The organism is Mesorhizobium sp. WSM1386 (assembly GCF_055901595.1).
Genome location: NZ_CM148373.1, coordinates 5,156,309 through 5,173,356 on the forward strand (window position 1 = coordinate 5,156,309; position 17,048 = coordinate 5,173,356).

Consider the following 17,048-nt stretch of genomic DNA (forward strand, 5'->3'; position numbering starts at 1 on the left):
TGGCGGGAGCCGGAGCACGCTTGCCTCAATGGGGCGGCAGTGCTCCGGCGGCAGAAGCGAATTCACCGAATTTCGCCTGGATAAGGGGAGACCCTGAATTTCAGCGGTTGGGTGACGGCCCACCCGCCTCGACAACGAAGGATGCCGCGATCAGGTCGTCGGCATCCAGTCGCAGCGAACCGTCGCCCGCCCCCATGATGGCGGCGACCTTGTGAAAGGTCCTCATCTCATGGTCGGAAATTTCGGCATCATGCATTCTGGCCTTGAGTTCGGCGATACGCCGCACCAAAGCAGGGGACGTTCCAATTTCACGTTTCGACATGGCCTGCTTCTCCTCCCCCAACCCGCACCTATTTTGCCCCCGCCCGTTTCGCTGGTCCTCACACTGCCTGTTTATCAGGCACCGCGAATACAAGGCCCCGAACGCGCGGTGTGTGCTAAGGTTCCAGGCCAGGAAGATCACGAAATAATTCCGGGACGATGATGCTGAGCGGCCGGAGCCGACGGCACGCATGCTGATTTTGTCGCGCTTTTGTTTGCTCGGATTGCGAACTCGCCGGACCGCGGTCCCGCGCCCAAAATGGGCTGGCGCCCAGCCAGCGGTCCGCCCAGCGGACAATCAAGTCCGCCGCGTAGCTCGCTTCCTCACAGGAAACCTTACTCGTGGTGCTGCACGATATAGCTCGTGCTGACGGCGTTGCTCCCAATGCCTCGGGTCACCACAACCGTCGTATATCCGGTAGGCAGCGAGCCGGTGACGGTCTGGTCGACAGGACGGCATCGGCCGACTATTTCTCCGCTAGGCGCTGCCGCGAGCCTGTCGGCCAATGAGGCACGGCATTCCTCAAGCGAGGCATAGCGAGTCTCAGGTGCCCAATTGACAGGTTTGCAGACGGACGCTTGGCTCGGGCTGCACGAAAGCAAAACCATCACCGCTGCAGTTGCTGGATCCATTCCCGAGGCTCTCATGTCGGACGAGCCTAAACGCGGGTCGGAAATCTTTGTTTCGCAGCCACTAAAATATTGTGCCGCCGGGGATGCTCCTCCTCGAACCTTTGGCACGCGGAATTGCCAATAGGGTTCTGGCGCTGCTTGCGCGGGCCGATCGCCGGTCCCAAAGCTCCGGCAGCCCGCAGCTTGCTGGCGGGCTTATCTCGCTGATATCAATTCCGCCAATTCAGCGTGTGGCTGGCGACAGCTCAGATGCCAAACGCACGCTCGCGCCTGAGAAGACCACGAAGGCAAACACCAGCACGGCAGCGGCCACGATCAGCGAGCCGGCGGCGACGACCGGCTCGATCGCCGTATAGCCGCCGTGTAGCATCAGATACAGGGCTGGCAGCATGATTACCAAGCCGATCGTATAGAGGCCGTAGTGGATCATTGCGATCTTACGAGCCGCCTTTGCGGGATTGAGGGCGTAGTAGCCGCCGAATATCGCGCTTGTGACCCATCCGAGCAGATTGATATGTGCATGGGCCGGAAAAGCACCGTGGTCGCCCGAGATCGCCATCTGCAAACCGGCGCCTATTCCCAAAATGAGCCACACGACGGCGGTCTTGAAGAAAAGATCTGAAACTCTAGGCATGACACTCCTCCCAAAATGCCAATTTCAAAGCACGTCGATATAAGGTCTTCCTAAAATGAAAACGCAATCAAAATCAAAACCGTCCACAAGACCCTCTCGGGCCAAGTGTTACCCATGTCTTCGGTATAAACCGTAACCTATGTGTCCGGAACGGACCCTGAAAAGATTGGCGATCCCGACAGGATTCGAACCTGTGACCATCGGCTTAGAAGGCCGGTGCTCTATCCAGCTGAGCTACGGGACCGCTGGCCGACCCGGGGGCCGGTAGATATTGCCTCTGGCGCCCGTTTGGGCACGCGTTCAATGCGTCCAGGGCGTCCTGCGGTCATAGCGGAAATTCTCCGCATAGGAAATCTGGCGGCGCTTGGCCTCTTTCGGCTCCTCGACGCGGAAGGCAAGGCCTTCCTTTTCGGCATAGGCCACTGCTTCTTCCCGCGTGTCGAAGGTAAGCCTGATCTGGCTTCTCATGTCTCCGGACGTGGTATAGCCCATCAGCGGGTCGATCTTCTTGCGCATCTCGGGGTCGAATTCCAGCACCCAATAGCCGGTCTTGGCCTTGCCGGACTGCATCGCGGTTTTGGCTGGGCTGAAAATGCGCGCGGACATGGCCACCTCATTGTTGTGCAAGGCGGTATCGCCCGCCCGTGGCCCGTCATTACTGCGCAATGCGCACGGCGGCAAGGTTTTTGCACTTGCAGGTTTTTGCACTTGCCATCCAACGCCGAAATGAATAGGCAACAGACCGTTCGGAGTGTAGCGCAGGCTGGTAGCGCATCTGGTTTGGGACCAGAGGGTCGGGAGTTCGAATCTCTCCACTCCGACCATCCTTCTCAAAAACGCGATGTCGATAGCCACTGGCATGAACGCATGGCCGCCTTTGTGGCTCGCCAACCATGGGCCTGTCGATCTTTGGGCCTGTCGATCTTTTAGGCCTGTCGATTCTGGGCCTTTCGACAGGCAAGCTCGCCGGGCGAGAACCCCGCGCCATCCCCCGGCGAGCCTACAACCTGATTTGGAACGCAATCAGGACCGGGGTCAGCCGGCAAACTCTCGGAGCAAGACTGATGCCAGCTCTGTCTTCCCAAAATGGAACACCGGCAGGTAACACGGAGAGCCGCCACGCCGGCAGGCTCTATCCGAACATCGAGGCCGTCAGATCTCGAACTCGCCCTGTCCTTCGTCCATCACGCTGACGGTTTCGGCGGCGAGCGCCCTGGTGATCGGCATTTTGCGCTCGAGCGCGATGCGATCCAGTCGCTCCACTACACGCATGGCCGTCGCCAGCGAGCGTTCGATACGCCGCACCAGATACTGCACGACATGCGGCTCGACCTCGACCTGGCGGTCGGCGAACAATTTGGTGATGACACCCGCCAGCAGAAGGTCGTCGGGCTCGTGGATCTCGACTGTCGCCGCCGCCTTCAGCCGCGAGGCAAGATCGGGCAATGACACACCCCAGGCGGCCGGAAAGCGCCGCGCCGTCAACAACAGCGTCGAGCCGGCGCCACGCACGGCATTGATCAGGTGGAACAGGCCTTGTTCGTCCACCGTTCCGGCGTCGACATCGTCGATCAGCGCCGGGCGGGCGCCAAGATTGGCGATGCTGTCGCCGATGCGCCCCGCGTCGACGGCCACCGCATTGGCATGCGCGCGCCAGATGGCGGCGAGGTGCGTCTTGCCGGATCCGGCGGGACCCGCCAGCACCACCACCGGCGAGGGCCAGTCGGGCCAGCGGTCGACCAGCGCCGCCGCCTGGCTGTTGGTGCCGGAGACGACGAGCTCGTCGCGCGAATAGCCGGTGCCGTGGCCGAGATCGAGCGGCAGCTGGCGCGGCGGATCGGTGCGCTGGGCAGTCACGTCAGCGGCGCGGCTGCGTGCGGCGGCCGCCGCCACGATCGGCGGGCAGCGGCGGCACGGGCTCTTTCGCATGGCCCTTGTAGAGCGGCGATTCGAGATAGCGGGCAATGGCAAAGCGCACCAGCACGGCGACGGCCGCCGAAGCCGGCACGGCGATCAGAAGGCCCACGAAACCGAACAGTGCGCCGAAGGCAAACAGCGCGAACATCAGCCATACCGGATGCAGGCCGACGCTTTTGCCGACCAGCCGGGGCTGCAGGATGTTGCCTTCGATGAACTGGCCGATGAAGAACACCACGGCGACGGCGACGATCATGGTCCAGTCCGGCCAGAACTGGACGAAGGCAACGCCGACGGCCAGCACCAGGCCGGTCAGCGAACCGACATAGGGAATGAAGGAGATCAGCCCGGCGAAGAGGCCGATGAGGATGGCGAAATTCAACCCGGTCAGCGTCAGGCCGGTGGCATACATGGCGCCAAGCACCAGGCAGAGCGTGCCCTGGCCACGCACGAAGCCGGCGGTGGCGGTGTTGATGTCGCGCGCGATGGCGCGCACCGTGGCGACGTTGTCGCGCGGCACCCAGCTGTCGATCACCGCGACCATGCGGTCCCAGTCGAGCAGCATGTAGAAGGCAACCACCGGCGTCACCACGAACAGGCTGACCACCGAGACCAGCGCCATGCCGGAAGTCCACAGCGAGGTGAACACGGTGGTGATCAGGCCAAAGCCGGAAGTCAGCAGCGAATTCAGCCCGTCGCGCAAGCCATTGGCGTTGACGCCGAATTTCTCTTCCAGCCATTTCGGGTCGAACGACGTGATCAGGCTCTGCAGCCGGGTCAAGTACTCCGGCAGTTTGCCGGCGAAGTCGGCCATCTGCGTCGCCAGCACCGGTATCAGAATGACGAATGCCAGCACCAGCACGATCAGGAAGGTGATGAGGATGACCACCGTCGCCATGAAGCGCGACAGGCCGAGCCGCTGCAGCCGGTCGGCGACCGGATCGAGAAAATAGGCAAGCACCATGCCGGCGACGAAGGGCAGCAGTATGTCGCTGAAGACATAGAGGAACAGCGCAAGCACCGCCAATCCGGCCAGCCAGAAGAATATCTGCCGGCGGAACGCCAGAGACGCAGTTTCGCCTGCCGCCGCAGCCTCAGCGGCCGCTTCGATGGATCCTTGGTCAGGTGTCCGGTTTGGAGCTTTCGCCATAGCCGCTCATATGCCTCAGCCAAGCCACGAGATAGGCCGCGGCCGAAGCCACGGTCAAGACCCCGGACAGCAATATGAGGGCCGGCCGCAAAGGGTCGAGTCGCACGGCAAGAGCCAGCTCGCCCAGCACGACCGCCGCCAGGACGATCTGGATGGCGGTGTTGGCCTTCGAGACGAACAGCGGCTTCATCTCGACCGGCTGGGCCATGACGGAAGACAACAGAACCGCGCAAACGATCAGCGCATCGCGCGCCACCATGGTGACGACCAGCCATAGCGGCAACTGTCCGATGAAGCCCATGACGATGAACACCGAAACCAAAAGCAGCTTGTCGGCAATCGGATCGAGATAGGCGCCGAGCCTGGACGGCTGGTTGAAACGGCGGGCGATGAAGCCGTCGACACCGTCGGAGACGCCGGCGACGACGAAACCGACGAAGGCCCAGTCCCAGCGCTCCTGCAGCATCGCCAGCACCACGGCAGGCACCAGGAGAAGCCGCAGGATGGTGATCAGGTTGGGGATCGTCAAATGCGTGCCTGCCAGTTTGCTTGCTGATAGATGATGGAGACGAAAGCGGGGTGCAAGGGAGAACCGCCAATCCCCTTTGCCGCGCGGACTGGCCGGTTGGGTCCGCTGTCCACGATTTTGTCACTTTGAACCGCCCCTCCGCCGCCGTTATCCTTGCCCCCCGAAACCATTCATGCGAAGAGCCCGCAAACAGGGAAATTGCGATGAGCAAGCGCGAAACGGGCCAGGACAAAACGGGCAAGCGCAGGAACGGGCTCACTTATGCCGAGGCCGGTGTCGATATCGATGCCGGCAATCTGATGGTCGAGAAGATCAAGCCGCTGGTGCGCGCGACGCGCCGGCCGGGCGCCGATGGCGAGATCGGCGGGTTCGGCGGCCTGTTCGACCTCAGGGCGGCGGGCTTCACCGATCCGGTGCTGGTCGCGGCCAATGACGGCGTTGGAACCAAGCTCAAGATCGCCATCGAAGCCGGCAAGCACGACACGATCGGCATCGACCTCGTCGCCATGTGCGTCAACGACATCGTCGTGCAAGGTGCCGAGCCGCTGTTCTTCCTCGACTATTTCGCCACCGGCAAGCTCGACCCCGACCAGGGCGCTGCGATCGTCGGCGGCATTGCCACGGGCTGCCGCCAGGCCGGCTGCGCGCTGATCGGCGGCGAGACGGCAGAAATGCCGGGCATGTACCACGGCAAGGACTACGACCTTGCCGGCTTTGCGGTGGGCGCTGCCGAACGCGGCCAGTTGCTGCCGACCGACGATATCGTCGAAGGTGACGTGCTGTTGGGTCTGGCCTCCTCGGGCCTGCATTCGAACGGGTTTTCGCTGGTGCGCCGCATCGTCGGTGTCAGCGGCCTCGCCTGGAGCGATCCGGCGCCGTTCAACGACGAGGTGACGCTGGCCGAGGCGCTGCTCGAACCGACCCGCATCTACGTCAAGTCGATCCTCAAGGCGATCCGCAACACGCATGGCATCAAGGCGCTGGCCCACATCACCGGCGGCGGCTTCCCGGAAAACATTCCGCGCGTGCTGCCCAAGGACTTTTCGGCCGAACTCGACCTCGAGGCGATCGACGTGCCCGCGGTGTTCTCCTGGCTGGCCAAGATCGGCGGCGTTGCGCCGGAAGAGATGATGCGCACCTTCAATTGCGGCGTCGGCATGATCCTGGCGGTCGCCTCCGGCCAGGCGGCGCAGGTCGCCGCCGTGCTGCAGGAAGCCGGCGAGACGGTGACGCCGATCGGCCGCATCGTGCCGCGCCGCGACGCCGGCGTCATCTATCGGGGCTCGATCGGCCTATGAATATGCAGAAGAAACGCACCGTCGTCCTGATCTCGGGGCGTGGATCGAACATGACCGCGCTGATCGCTGCTGCCAGCGACCCGGCCTTCCCGGCGGAGATCGTCGGCGTCATCTCCGACAAGGCGGATGCCGCCGGCCTCGGCATCGCCAAAGCACGCGGCATCGCCACCCGGGTCATTTCCCGTGCCGACCATGGCAGCAAGCAGGCGCATGACGCCGCGATCGACGCCGCACTCACGGCCTTCAACGCCGATATCGTGGCGCTGGCCGGCTATATGCGCATCCTCACCCCCGGTTTCGTGCAGAAATGGCAGGGCCGCATGATCAACATCCACCCTGCCCTGCTGCCCGCCTTCAAGGGGCTTGATACGCATGCGCGCGCACTTGCCGCCGGCATACGCATCCACGGCTGCACGGTGCATTTCGTCACGACCGAAATGGATGACGGCCCGATCATCGCGCAGGCGGCCGTGCCGGTGATGGTCGGCGACAATGCCGACACGCTGGCCGCCCGGGTGCTGAAAGCCGAGCACCGGCTCTATGCGCTGGCGCTGGGACTGGTCGCCGAAGGCAAGGCGCGCATGGAGGCCGGCCGCACCGTGCTTGCCCATTTTGCCGACGATGCCGACAACGGCACGTCGGTGGTGATGGCGCCCGACCCGCTGCGCGAAGAAGCCGATCTGGAGCACCTGGCGCGCATTACGCCTTGAGTTGAGGAGGTGGCGATGAGACAGTTGCTTCTCCTTCGTCACTCAAAATCGAGCCGAGACGACCCTGGTCTCGACGATTTCGACCGGCCGCTCGCCGGGCGCGGGCTGACGACTGCGCCGCTGATCGGGCGCGAGCTTGCGGCGCGCGAATGGCTGCCGGATCTGGCGCTGGTGTCGCCGGCGCTGCGCACACGCGACACCTGGCGGCTGGTGGCGGCGGAGTTGCCCATGCATCCTCGATCCGTGTTTGCCGAGGCGCTCTATGACGCTTCGGCGGCGGATATTCTGAGCCAGATTCGTCTGGCCGATCCGTCGGACGGTTGCCTCCTGGTGGTCGGCCACAATCCGGGCCTGGAGGATCTGGCGAAACAACTTGCCGGTTCAGGATCGGAAGCGAAAGCGCGCAAGCGACTCGAGGAAAAGTTCCCAACGGCAGCCCTTGCACGCTTTGTCTTCGACGGCGACTGGTTCGGCCTGACGTCCGCGCGGCTGACGCATTTCCTGCGGCCGAGGGATCTGAGCCAGTAGGCTGATGTTGGCAGGAACGGCGGGGCGAACCCGCCGCATATCTGCCCACGGACATCAGTTCCCCCAGATGCCCTGGCCGGGTTCGGGCCATTCCTTGGTGGGTTTCATGTTGGTGTCGGCTGCCTTGTGCCCAGCCATATCCATGTCCCTGACCGCGCCGGTAACGGCGTGATCGACGCCGGCAACCGAGGCGACCGGCTGGTTGGCACCATCGGAGCCATAGTGCTCGCTGCCGGCAAAGGCAGCGCCGACCATAACGAGAATGGCGGCGGTAGCGAGAGCGATCCTGTTCATTTCAATCTCCTGTTTCATCCGTTGGGCGGCGTCTTGGGAGGACGGTTCCGCTAGTGCATGATGCCGAAAAATGTGAAGCGGTTTTCGGACGCGATCATGCTCTATCTCTTTGATTTAGAGCCGAATTCAGATTTCAAATCATTCGACCTGAAATCATCCGGCTCTATGGACAAGACCTAGGGCCAACGGGTTTTATTCCTGGAGGTGGAAGCTTTTTTCTGGCGAGTGCGAAGACCGACGGCCCAAGACGGTGCCCGTCAGTGCCTGCGCCATGGGCACAAAAACAAGAGCGGCGGGCCAAGCCCACCGCTCTTTGTCGTCATGCAAGGGTTTGAAGCTGTTAGCGGCCCCAGATGCCCTGGCCCGACTGGGCAGGAACCTTCGCATTGGCGTCGGACTGCGTCTTGTCGATCTTCAGGATCGAACCGGTGCGGAGCGTGTCGACGTTGGAAGTCGACTGGGTGGCGACCGGCTGGTTGGCATTGTTGGAGCCATAATTGTCGCTACCGGCGAAAGCGGTGCCCGTGGCAACGAGGATGACGGCGGCGGTAAGAGCGATCTTGGTCATTTTGGTTACTCCAGTTTGCTAGTCCTGTCCGGTCTAGTGGCGCGCCCTTGGGAGGAATTTCGCGTCGCTCGGACCACCCCGAAGTAGGGAGTGCTTTTTTTAATTTCCAGTCGCATCGGCTCTGCAGTTTTTCGTTATATTATGGACAATGCATATTGCCTTGCAACAAATGCGGCGTGATTTCTTCAATATTTTCAGCATCTTGAGTTTTCGCCTTTCGACGAAAGCGACACCAGTTCGCGAGCTATTGTTCACTGTTTGCGATACAATCTGTCAATCAGAACCGAACCGTTCGGTTCGATTTAATGCTGAAATGGATGCGGAAATGGATGGATCGAGCCTGCGTAAAACCTTTCGCCGCCGGCCACCTGCCCGCATTTGCCTTGCGTCGAGATCGACACTATCGCTCATTTCAGGTCTGATTGTCGGATGCGGCGGCCGTTCGAGCCCGGGGCAGCCGCCGAGACCGAGAAAAGACGGACGCAGGAACAGCAACAGACATGCGATTGCTGCTTGTCGAGGACAACCACGAACTGGCGGACTGGCTGGGCAAGACCCTGCGCCAGGCGCATTACGTCGTCGACATCGTGCATGACGGGGAGGATGTCGAGCATGCGCTGGCGGCCGGCGACCATGCGCTCATCATCCTCGACCTCGCGCTGCCGCGCATGGGCGGAATGGAGGTGCTGCGCATGCTGCGGGCGCGCGGCAACCGGGTGCCGGTGATCGTGCTCACCGCAAATGCCAGCCTCGACGGCCGCGTCAAAGGCCTCAACGAAGGCGCGGACGACTATCTGGCCAAGCCTTTCCAGATCGAGGAACTCGAGGCACGTATCCGCGTGCAGTTGCGCCGCGCCAATGACCGCACCGCGCCGATGATCACCTGCGGCGACCTCGTCTTCGACACCAACACAAGGCTGTTTTCGCTCGCGGGCGAAACGCTGGCGCTGACACCGCGCGAACACGCAGTGCTGGAACAGTTGATGGTCAAGGCCGGGCGCACCGTGAGCAAGGCGGCATTGTCGGCGGCGATCTACGATTTCGAGACCGACGCCGATCCCAGCGCCATCGAGATCTACGTGCACCGCGTGCGCAAGAAGCTCGAAGGGTCGCGGGTCCAGATCGCCACCTTGCGTGGCCTCGGCTACCTCTTGCGCCAAGACGATTTGGCGCCATGAGGATCAACAGTCTCCGCTTGCAGCTTCTGGCTTGGGTGGTGTTGCCGCTCGTCGGGCTCGCGACCATCAATCTATGGACCAGCCACCGCAACGCGCTGGCGACCGCGGATCTTGTCACCGACCGCATGCTGATGGGCTCGGCGCGGGCTATCGCCGAACGTGTCGCCGTGGCCGACGGCGTGCTCGACGCCACGATACCGCCGGCGGCGATCGAAATGTTCGATACCGGCGATCAAGACAGCGTCTACTACCATGTCAAGACGGCTGGAGGGCGGCTGCTGACCGGCTACCCTAACCTGCCGGAGGCACCGAAGTCTTCCAGCACGGAGGCAAGCTATCGCGACCATCGGCTGAGGCTGCTTACCTTCAGCCACACGGTGGTCGGCGCAGGCAACGATTCGCCGATCACCGTTACCGTCGGCGTCTCGCTTGCCGGACACGACGCCATGGTGCGGCGTCTTTGGTTTGGCGCCTTTGCCCAGCAACTGGCGCTGGTGGCGATTGCCGGCGTGTTCGTGCTGCTCGGCTTGCGTCGCGGCCTGGCGCCGTTGATCCGGCTGCGCGATGCGGTACGCTCGCCAAACCGCAGCGACCTCGATCCGGTCGAAGTGCCCGGTGCGCAAAGCGAGATCCGCCCGCTGATCGACGCGCTCAACGCCTATATGGAACGCGTGCGGGCGCAGATGGCGGCGCAGCGCCGCTTCATCGCCAATGCGGCGCACCAATTGCGCACGCCTCTGGCGCTGCTGTCGACGCAGGCGAGCTATGCGCTTCGCGAAACTGCCCCCGGCGCGCGCCAGGAAGCGCTGGTGGCTCTGCAGGCGAGCTCCGGCAAACTGGCGCGATTGGCCGAACAGCTCCTGACCCTGTCACGCGCCGAGCCAGGCAGCCGACGGCCGCGCGCCGACCGCATCGACCTGGCCGAAGCCGCCCGCCACGTGCTGGAAATGCAAGCCCCGGCGGCGATCGCCCGCAACATCGACCTCGGCCTCGATGAGGCCGGTCCCGTGCCGGTCATCGGCGACGGCACCATGCTGCGCGAGATGATCGTCAACCTCGTCGACAACGCGCTGCGCTACTCTCCGGTCGGGGGTCGTGTCACGGTCAGCCTGGCGGCCATCGATGGCGAGGCCGTGCTGGCCGTCGCCGACAACGGACCCGGCATCCCGGCGGACGAGCGCGAGCATGTGTTCGAACGCTTCTATCGCGTCGCCGGTTCGAGCGAGCAAGGCAGCGGGCTCGGGCTCGCCATCGTGCGCGAGGTGGTCGAAAACGCCGGCGGCCGCGTCACCCTCGGGGATGGCGCAGCCGGCGGTCTGGTGGTCGAAGTGCGGCTGCCGCTGGCGGGCAGCTAGCATATGTCGCCGTTCTTCACTGCGTCTCGTGCAGCGGCTGCGGACGCCATTTCGCCAGGCGATCCTCGACCATTGTCATCAGATACTCGGCGCCGAGCGCCACCACCATGACGATGACGATCGCCGCGTACATGCCGGCGGCATCGAAGGATCCCTTGGCGATGTTGATCAGCAGGCCGATGCCGAAGCGCGCACCGACGAACTCGCCAACGATCGCGCCGATGATGGCAAAGCCGAAGCTGACATGCAGGCTGGCGAAGATCCAGCTCATCGCCGAAGGCACAATCACCGAGCGGGTCAACTGCCAGTTGGACGCGCCCAGGATGCGGGCATTGGCGATCATCGCCCTGTCGGCTTCCCGCACGCCCTGAAAGGCATTGTGGAAGACAACGAAGAAAACCATTACGAAGGCAAGCGCCACTTTCGAAGCCAGGCCAAGGCCGAGGATCATGATGAAGATCGGCGCCAGAACCACGCGCGGGATGGAATTGATCACCTTGATGTAGATGGAGAAAATATCGGCGGCCATGCGGTTGCGGCCGAGCGCGACGCCGATGATGATACCTGCGACCGACCCGGTCACGAAGCCGATCACGGACTCCTCCATGGTAACATAGAGATGGTACCAGAGCGGCCCCTCGGACGTCCCTTCGGTGGTCCATTCGTAGAGCCGCTGCGCGATCGCGCTCGGCATTGCGTAGAAGAACGGATCGATCCAGGCCTGGCGCGCGGCGATTTCCCAAAGCCCAAGAAAGGCAATGAGGATGGCGACCCGCCAGAACATCACCGCACGGCGGCGGTGCTGCGACGCCTTTGCCGCGGCCGCTTCGATTTCGGCGTCCGATGTACCAGGCTTGAAAGCCCCTGCTCTGATGTCGATGGCGGCATCTGTCATGGCGTTCCTCCTCAGGCTGCCGCGCGCGCATAGCTGGTCTCGACCTCTTCCTTGAGATCGGCCCAGATGGTGCGCGAGTAATTGATGAAGCTCTGCTCGTAGCGGATATCAGCGACCACGCGCGGGCGCGGCAGGTCGATCGTGTAGACCGACTTCACGGTCGCCGGCCCGGCGGTCAGGACATAGACCTTGTCGGCCAGGGCGATCGCCTCCTCAAGATCATGCGTGACGAAGACCACGGAAGCCTTTGCCTGCGACCACAGGCGCAGCAGCTCCTCGTGCATCAACACGCGCGTCTGCACGTCGAGCGCCGAAAACGGCTCGTCCATCAGAAGGATTTCCGGGCCGTTTATGAAGGTCTGGGCAAGCGCCACGCGCTTGCGCATGCCGCCGGAAAGCTGGTGCGGATAATGCTGCTCGAAACGCGACAAGCCGACGCGTGCCAACCAGTCGCGTGCCGCGGCCGTGGCATCCGCCTTGGCTCGCCCGCGAAACAGCGGGCCGGCCATCACGTTCTCGATCACAGTCCGCCAGGGAAACAAGGCATCGCTTTGGAAAACAAAACCGATGCGCGGATCTATTCCCTTGACGGGGGCTCCCATGACACGGACCTCGCCGGCACTCGGGCTTGCCAGCCCGGTAACAAGATTAAGGGTGGTGGACTTTCCGCAACCGGTCGGACCGACAACGGCGACGAATTCGCCACGCTCGACGGTCATGGTGAAATCGCGCAGCGCCGTGAGCGATTTTCCGGTGGGTGAAAGGAACCGCCGACTGACGTTGATCAGTTCAATCGCTGGTGTGGTCTTGTGTTGGGTCATGGTGAAACTCCGGGTTCGAGCGGACGCCCGCCGTCGGGCTGAACCACCGGACGTGGAAAACCGGCGGCTGCCGGCGCGATGTCGCGCATCGCGCCGGCGCGGCCTGCTACTTGGCGTTCTTGACGAATTCCGAGGTGTAGGTCTTAGAGAGGTCGATCTGCTTGCCCTGCAGTTCCTTCTTGAAGGCTGAAAGAACCGTCAGCACCGTCTCCGGGCCTCCTTCGGGCATTATCCCGTCGGGGGTGAACATTGCCTTGCCGGCATCGAGGGCCTTCACGTAGCCTTCCTTGTCGCCGACGTAATAGTCCTTCGGCATCTTGTCGGCGATCTCGGCGCCGCTATGCGTGTTGATGAACTTCTGCGTCTTGACGAAGGCATTGGCCAGCTTCTGCACGATGTCCTTATGCGCTTCGACCCAGTCGGTCTGCATATAGAGGGATGCAGCCGGGTAAGTGCCACCGAGCGCAGCCTTGGTGCCCTCCATTGTGCGCATATCGATAAGAACGGTCGCTTCGCCGGTCTTCAGCAGCCGGGTGATCGTCGGCTCGGTCGTCATGCCTGCCTGGATCTTGTCCTGCTGCATGGCGGCAATGAAGGTCGTGCCGGCGCCAACCGGAACCGAGGTAAATTCGCCGAGCTTCAAGCCGTTCTTGACGGCGAGATATTCCGTAAGAAAATTCGTCGATGAGCCCAGACCGGTCACGCCCAGGCTCTTTCCCCTGAAGTCGGCGGGCGATTTGATCTCCGGATGTTTCGTCGAAACAAGCTCGACTTCGCCCGGCGCTTGGCTGAACTGGACAATCGATTCAACGAACTTGCCCTTCGCCTGCAGGTCGATGCAATGGTCGTAGAAGCCGACGACTCCCTGCACGGCCCCGGCAAGCATCTCGTTCTCGGCATCGACGCCGGCCGGTTCGTTCAGCAGCTCGACGTCGAGGCCCTCGTCCTTGAAGTAGCCGAGCGCTTCGGTCAGCTTGGCAGGCAGATAGATCTGTTTCTCGTAGCCGCCGACCATGATGGAGACCTTCTCGTCGGCGCGTGCGGACGGCGCGGACAAGGCCATGGTGGCGACGAGTGCGGTTGTGGCGGCTGAATCAAGCAGAATTCGCGCGAGCGACATGGCCTCTTCCCTTTGTTCGTTTCACGCACCCCTCTCTCTCCCATCGCTTTTTGCGCGACAATATGGGGGCGCCTGTCAACAATTATGGCACCAACCTTTCATCCAGCTTTCAGGGCAAAGCCGAAAATCAGGGGAACCTACGGATCGGTAGCGGCCGACGGGCCGCCGCGACGCTGCACGCCGCGTGTTCAGCCGTTCAGACCCAGCACGTCGCGCATGTCGTATTCGCCGGGTTGGCGCCCCGCCACCCAGAGCGCGGCGGCGATGGCGCCACGAGCGAACATGATGCGGTCGCCGGCCGCATGCGACAAGGTGACGGTTTCGCCCTCGGTGCAGAAGCTGACACTATGCTCGCCGACGATGCTGCCGCCGCGCATCACCGCAAAGCCGATCTCGCCTGCGGGCCGCGCGCCGGTGACGCCATCGCGAACATGCCGCGCGACCGCGTCGAGTTCTACCTTGCGTCCGCCGGCCACGGCTTGGCCAAGCATCAAGGCGGTGCCCGACGGAGCGTCGATCTTGTGTCGGTGATGCGCCTCGAAGACCTCGGCGTCCCAGTCTTCGGGATCGAGCGCTGCCGCCTGCTCGACCAATCCGACCAGCATATTCAGCCCCAGCGAAAAGCTGCCGGAGCGCACGATAGCGACGGTCTTCGCGGCATCGGCGATGTCGGCCAATTCCGTCGCATCGAAACCGGTCGAGCCGATGACCAGGGCTGGCCCGCCGCGGGCGGCGCAAAACCTTGCCAGGTCAGCCGAGGCCGCCGGCGTGGTGAAGTCGATGACCACATCGGCCGTGGCAAGCGCCTCCTCGCGGCTGACCAGCCCATTGCCGACAGCGCCGGGCCGGTGGAAGCGAGCGGCGAGCGCCAGCCGTGGATCGGCCCGCACGGCGTCGGTCATCTGGCGGCCCATGCGGCCGAGCGCGCCGGCGATGGCGATCCTGATCGGCGGCCGCGGCATGGCCTCGGCTATTTCCACATGCCGCGCATGCGTGCGCCGATATCGACCCGCACGTCCGGCCGGGGCGCCCTGCCCTGCGCGGCCTGCGCGCTTGGCCACGACATCTGTTCGAACGCGGCGAGGATCGAGGCCGGGATGAAGCGGGTGCGCGAGGCATAGAGATGGCGGTCCCCGCGCGCCGCCTGGCCGTGAGGAAAGAAGCGCTGCGGCATGACCAGGTTGAGGTTGTCCTTGGCCCGTGTCATCGCAACGTAGAGCAGCCGGCGCTCCTCCTCGATGTCCTCCTTGGTGCCGACGCCGAGATCGGCCGGGATGCAGCCATCGACGGTATTGAGCACGAAGACATTTTTCCACTCCTGGCCCTTGGCCGAGTGGATGGTCGACAGGATCAGATAATCCTCGTCGCGATGCGGCGGCCCGGCCTGGTCGCTGGTCGCGTCCGGCGGGTCGAGCGTCAGCTCGGTCAGGAAGCGTTCGCGGGAGGCATAAGCCGAGCCGATCTGCTCGAGCTGCAACAGGTCGGCGCGGCGCGTGATCGCGTCCTCATGGATGCGCTCCAGATGCGGCTCGTACCAGAGCCTGACCTGTTCGAGATCGGCGGGCCATTTGGCGCCGGCCCGCAGGCCCGAATAGAGCGAGACGAAGCTTGGCCAGTCGTCCGCCGCGCGCTGCGGCGGACGCCAGCCAGCCAGGCCCATCGCCTCGTCCAGCGCCGATGTCATCGTCTCGACGACCTGCGCGGCGGCCGAAGGGCCAATCCCCGGCAAAAGCTGCAGCACTCGAAAGCCGGCGACGCGGTCGCGCGGGTTTTCGGCGAAGCGAAGCACCGCCAGCACATCCTTGACGTGGGCGGCATCGAGGAACTTCAAGCCGCCGAACTTGACGAAGGGAATGTTGCGCCGCGTCAGCTCGATCTCGAGCGGCCCGCTGTGGTGCGAGGCGCGAAACAGCACCGCCTGGGATTTCAGCGCGGTGCCGGCCTCGCGCTCGGCCAGGATGGTGTCGCAGACGAAGTTCGCCTGCTCGACCTCGTCGCGCACGCTCACCAGTCTCGGCTTGCCCGTGGATTTGCGGTCCGACCACAGGTTCTTGGTGAAGCGTTCCGAGGCCTCGCCGATCACCGCGTTGGCGGCGGCGAGAATGGTCTCGGTCGAGCGGTAGTTGCGCTCCAGCATCACCACATCGGCGGCTTGCGCGAACTGCTTGGGGAAATCGAGAATGTTGCGCACCTCGGCGGCGCGGAACGAATAGATCGACTGCGCATCGTCGCCGACCACCGTCAGCCCGGCACCGTCGGGCTTCAGCGCCATCAGGATCGAAGCCTGCAGCCGGTTTGTGTCCTGGTATTCATCGACGAGCACATGGTCGAAACGCCCGCCCAGATGCGCGGCGATTTCAGGCTCGGCCGCCATCTGCGCCCAATAGAGCAGCAGATCGTCGTAATCGAGCACGTTCTGCGCTTGCTTGGCCTCGACATAGCCCGCGAACAGCTGCTTCAGCTGCTCGGCCCAGCCGGCGCACCACGGAAAGGCCGAACCCAATACTTCGCCCAGCGGAGCCTGCGCGTTGACGGCTCGCGAATAGATGGCGAGGCAGGTGCCCTTGGTCGGAAAGCGCGCCTCCGTCTTCGAGAGGCCGAGTTCATGCCGGACCAGATTCATCAGATCGGCGGAATCCTCGCGATCATGGATGGTGAAGGCCGGATCGAGGCCGATCTCCAGCGCATAGTCGCGCAGCAGCCGGGCGCCGATGCCATGAAAGGTGCCGGCCCAGGTCAACGCATCCGTGATCACCGCCGCGTCGCGGCCGAGCACCTCGCCGGCGATGCGCTCGACGCGTCTCGCCATCTCGGCTGCGGCGCGCCGCGAAAAGGTCATCAGCAGGATGCGGCGCGGGTCGGCGCCCTTGACGATCAGATGCGCGACGCGATGCGCCAGCGTGTTGGTCTTGCCCGAGCCGGCGCCAGCAATGACCAGCAAAGGCCCCGCGATCTTGCCGTCGCCATGCTCGACGGCCTGGCGCTGGGCGTCGTTCAGCCGCGCAAGATAGGCGGGCGGGACGGTCGATTCCACAAAGGTCGAATCATGGGCGGCGAGGTTCATCGCCCATCAAGCATCGTTTCCGCTTTGTTCGCA

18 protein-coding genes and 2 tRNA genes are annotated in these 17,048 nt (G+C 63.6%); 6 read left to right on the forward strand and 14 right to left on the reverse strand.

Annotated features, from left to right (window positions below):
• Positions 1 to 100: 100 nt before the first annotated feature.
• The 4 genes from AC0NIH_RS25355 to AC0NIH_RS25370 form a co-directional block, all read right to left on the reverse strand.
• Positions 101 to 322 (reverse strand): hypothetical protein, encoded by a 222-nt coding sequence (locus tag AC0NIH_RS25355; protein ID WP_023766409.1) that lies wholly within the window; start codon positions 320 to 322, stop codon positions 101 to 103.
• 855 nt (positions 323 to 1,177) lie between these two features.
• Complete coding sequence (locus AC0NIH_RS25360; protein WP_023766408.1) at positions 1,178 to 1,588, reverse strand: hypothetical protein; 411 nt, start codon at positions 1,586 to 1,588, stop codon at positions 1,178 to 1,180.
• Positions 1,589 to 1,755: 167 nt separating this feature from the next.
• A tRNA-Arg gene (locus AC0NIH_RS25365) sits at positions 1,756 to 1,832 on the reverse strand.
• 56 nt (positions 1,833 to 1,888) lie between these two features.
• Positions 1,889 to 2,194, reverse strand: a complete 306-nt coding sequence (locus AC0NIH_RS25370) for an ETC complex I subunit (protein WP_013896224.1) — start codon at positions 2,192 to 2,194, stop codon at positions 1,889 to 1,891.
• Between the two features lie 141 nt (positions 2,195 to 2,335).
• On the opposite strand from AC0NIH_RS25370, the gene AC0NIH_RS25375 reads away from it, so the two are divergent.
• A tRNA-Pro gene (locus AC0NIH_RS25375) sits at positions 2,336 to 2,412 on the forward strand.
• 328 nt (positions 2,413 to 2,740) lie between these two features.
• Here the strand turns inward: AC0NIH_RS25375 and hdaA are convergent.
• Genes hdaA through AC0NIH_RS25390 form a run of 3 tightly spaced genes read right to left on the reverse strand, consistent with a single transcriptional unit; the run spans position 2,741 to position 5,184 of the window.
• Entirely contained in the window at positions 2,741 to 3,445 is a 705-nt protein-coding gene (hdaA, locus tag AC0NIH_RS25380) for a DnaA regulatory inactivator HdaA (RefSeq protein ID WP_287275671.1), read from the reverse strand.
• A 1-nt stretch (position 3,446) separates the two neighbouring features.
• On the reverse strand, positions 3,447 to 4,655 hold the full coding sequence (locus AC0NIH_RS25385; RefSeq protein ID WP_023768492.1) for an AI-2E family transporter: 1,209 nt from the start codon (positions 4,653 to 4,655) through the stop codon (positions 3,447 to 3,449).
• Positions 4,627 to 5,184, reverse strand: coding sequence for a CDP-alcohol phosphatidyltransferase family protein (locus AC0NIH_RS25390; RefSeq protein ID WP_031258529.1), 558 nt, complete (start codon positions 5,182 to 5,184; stop codon positions 4,627 to 4,629). Before AC0NIH_RS25390 ends, AC0NIH_RS25385 begins: the two co-directional genes overlap by 29 nt.
• 203 nt (positions 5,185 to 5,387) lie before the next feature.
• Between AC0NIH_RS25390 and purM the strand changes: the two genes are divergently transcribed.
• From purM to AC0NIH_RS25405, 3 genes are read left to right on the forward strand one after another with little or no spacing between them, the layout of a single operon-like run.
• Positions 5,388 to 6,482 carry a phosphoribosylformylglycinamidine cyclo-ligase gene (gene purM / locus AC0NIH_RS25395; protein WP_473462287.1) on the forward strand — a complete coding sequence of 365 codons (1,095 nt, stop codon included), beginning with the start codon at positions 5,388 to 5,390 and terminating at the stop codon, positions 6,480 to 6,482.
• Positions 6,479 to 7,192, forward strand: coding sequence for a phosphoribosylglycinamide formyltransferase (gene purN / locus AC0NIH_RS25400; RefSeq protein ID WP_023779709.1), 714 nt, complete (start codon positions 6,479 to 6,481; stop codon positions 7,190 to 7,192). Before purM ends, purN begins: the two co-directional genes overlap by 4 nt.
• Before the next feature lie 15 nt (positions 7,193 to 7,207).
• The gene (locus tag AC0NIH_RS25405) at positions 7,208 to 7,720 is read left to right on the forward strand and encodes a SixA phosphatase family protein (protein WP_473462290.1); all 513 of its coding nucleotides are present in this window, start codon (positions 7,208 to 7,210) and stop codon (positions 7,718 to 7,720) included.
• 54 nt (positions 7,721 to 7,774) lie between these two features.
• Here the strand turns inward: AC0NIH_RS25405 and AC0NIH_RS25410 are convergent, their stop codons facing one another.
• Together AC0NIH_RS25410 and AC0NIH_RS25415 are read right to left on the reverse strand one after the other, a co-directional pair.
• Positions 7,775 to 8,014 (reverse strand): DUF680 domain-containing protein, encoded by a 240-nt coding sequence (locus AC0NIH_RS25410; RefSeq protein ID WP_473462292.1) that lies wholly within the window; start codon positions 8,012 to 8,014, stop codon positions 7,775 to 7,777.
• Between the two features lie 340 nt (positions 8,015 to 8,354).
• Positions 8,355 to 8,582 (reverse strand): DUF680 domain-containing protein, encoded by a 228-nt coding sequence (locus AC0NIH_RS25415; RefSeq protein ID WP_473462295.1) that lies wholly within the window; start codon positions 8,580 to 8,582, stop codon positions 8,355 to 8,357.
• Positions 8,583 to 9,082: 500 nt separating this feature from the next.
• Here AC0NIH_RS25415 and AC0NIH_RS25420 point away from each other — a divergent pair, with 500 nt between their 5' ends.
• Complete coding sequence (locus tag AC0NIH_RS25420; RefSeq protein WP_013896236.1) at positions 9,083 to 9,760, forward strand: response regulator; 678 nt, start codon at positions 9,083 to 9,085, stop codon at positions 9,758 to 9,760.
• Entirely contained in the window at positions 9,757 to 11,115 is a 1,359-nt protein-coding gene (locus AC0NIH_RS25425) for a sensor histidine kinase (protein ID WP_473462298.1), read from the forward strand. Before AC0NIH_RS25420 ends, AC0NIH_RS25425 begins: the two co-directional genes overlap by 4 nt.
• A gap of 16 nt (positions 11,116 to 11,131) precedes the next feature.
• On the opposite strand, the gene AC0NIH_RS25430 is transcribed toward AC0NIH_RS25425, so the two are convergent.
• From AC0NIH_RS25430 to AC0NIH_RS25450, 5 genes are all read right to left on the reverse strand, one after another.
• Positions 11,132 to 12,010, reverse strand: coding sequence for an ABC transporter permease (locus tag AC0NIH_RS25430; RefSeq protein ID WP_473462300.1), 879 nt, complete (start codon positions 12,008 to 12,010; stop codon positions 11,132 to 11,134).
• A gap of 11 nt (positions 12,011 to 12,021) precedes the next feature.
• The gene (locus tag AC0NIH_RS25435; RefSeq protein ID WP_473462303.1) at positions 12,022 to 12,831 is read right to left on the reverse strand and encodes an ABC transporter ATP-binding protein; all 810 of its coding nucleotides are present in this window, start codon (positions 12,829 to 12,831) and stop codon (positions 12,022 to 12,024) included.
• A gap of 106 nt (positions 12,832 to 12,937) precedes the next feature.
• Complete coding sequence (locus AC0NIH_RS25440; protein ID WP_411969176.1) at positions 12,938 to 13,894, reverse strand: ABC transporter substrate-binding protein; 957 nt, start codon at positions 13,892 to 13,894, stop codon at positions 12,938 to 12,940.
• Between the two features lie 245 nt (positions 13,895 to 14,139).
• Positions 14,140 to 14,913 carry a 4-hydroxy-tetrahydrodipicolinate reductase gene (gene dapB / locus AC0NIH_RS25445; protein WP_473462306.1) on the reverse strand — a complete coding sequence of 258 codons (774 nt, stop codon included), beginning with the start codon at positions 14,911 to 14,913 and terminating at the stop codon, positions 14,140 to 14,142.
• A gap of 8 nt (positions 14,914 to 14,921) precedes the next feature.
• Positions 14,922 to 17,015: an ATP-dependent helicase gene (locus tag AC0NIH_RS25450; protein WP_473462309.1), complete on the reverse strand. Its 2,094-nt coding sequence runs from the start codon at positions 17,013 to 17,015 to the stop codon at positions 14,922 to 14,924.
• Positions 17,016 to 17,048: the final 33 nt, after the last annotated feature.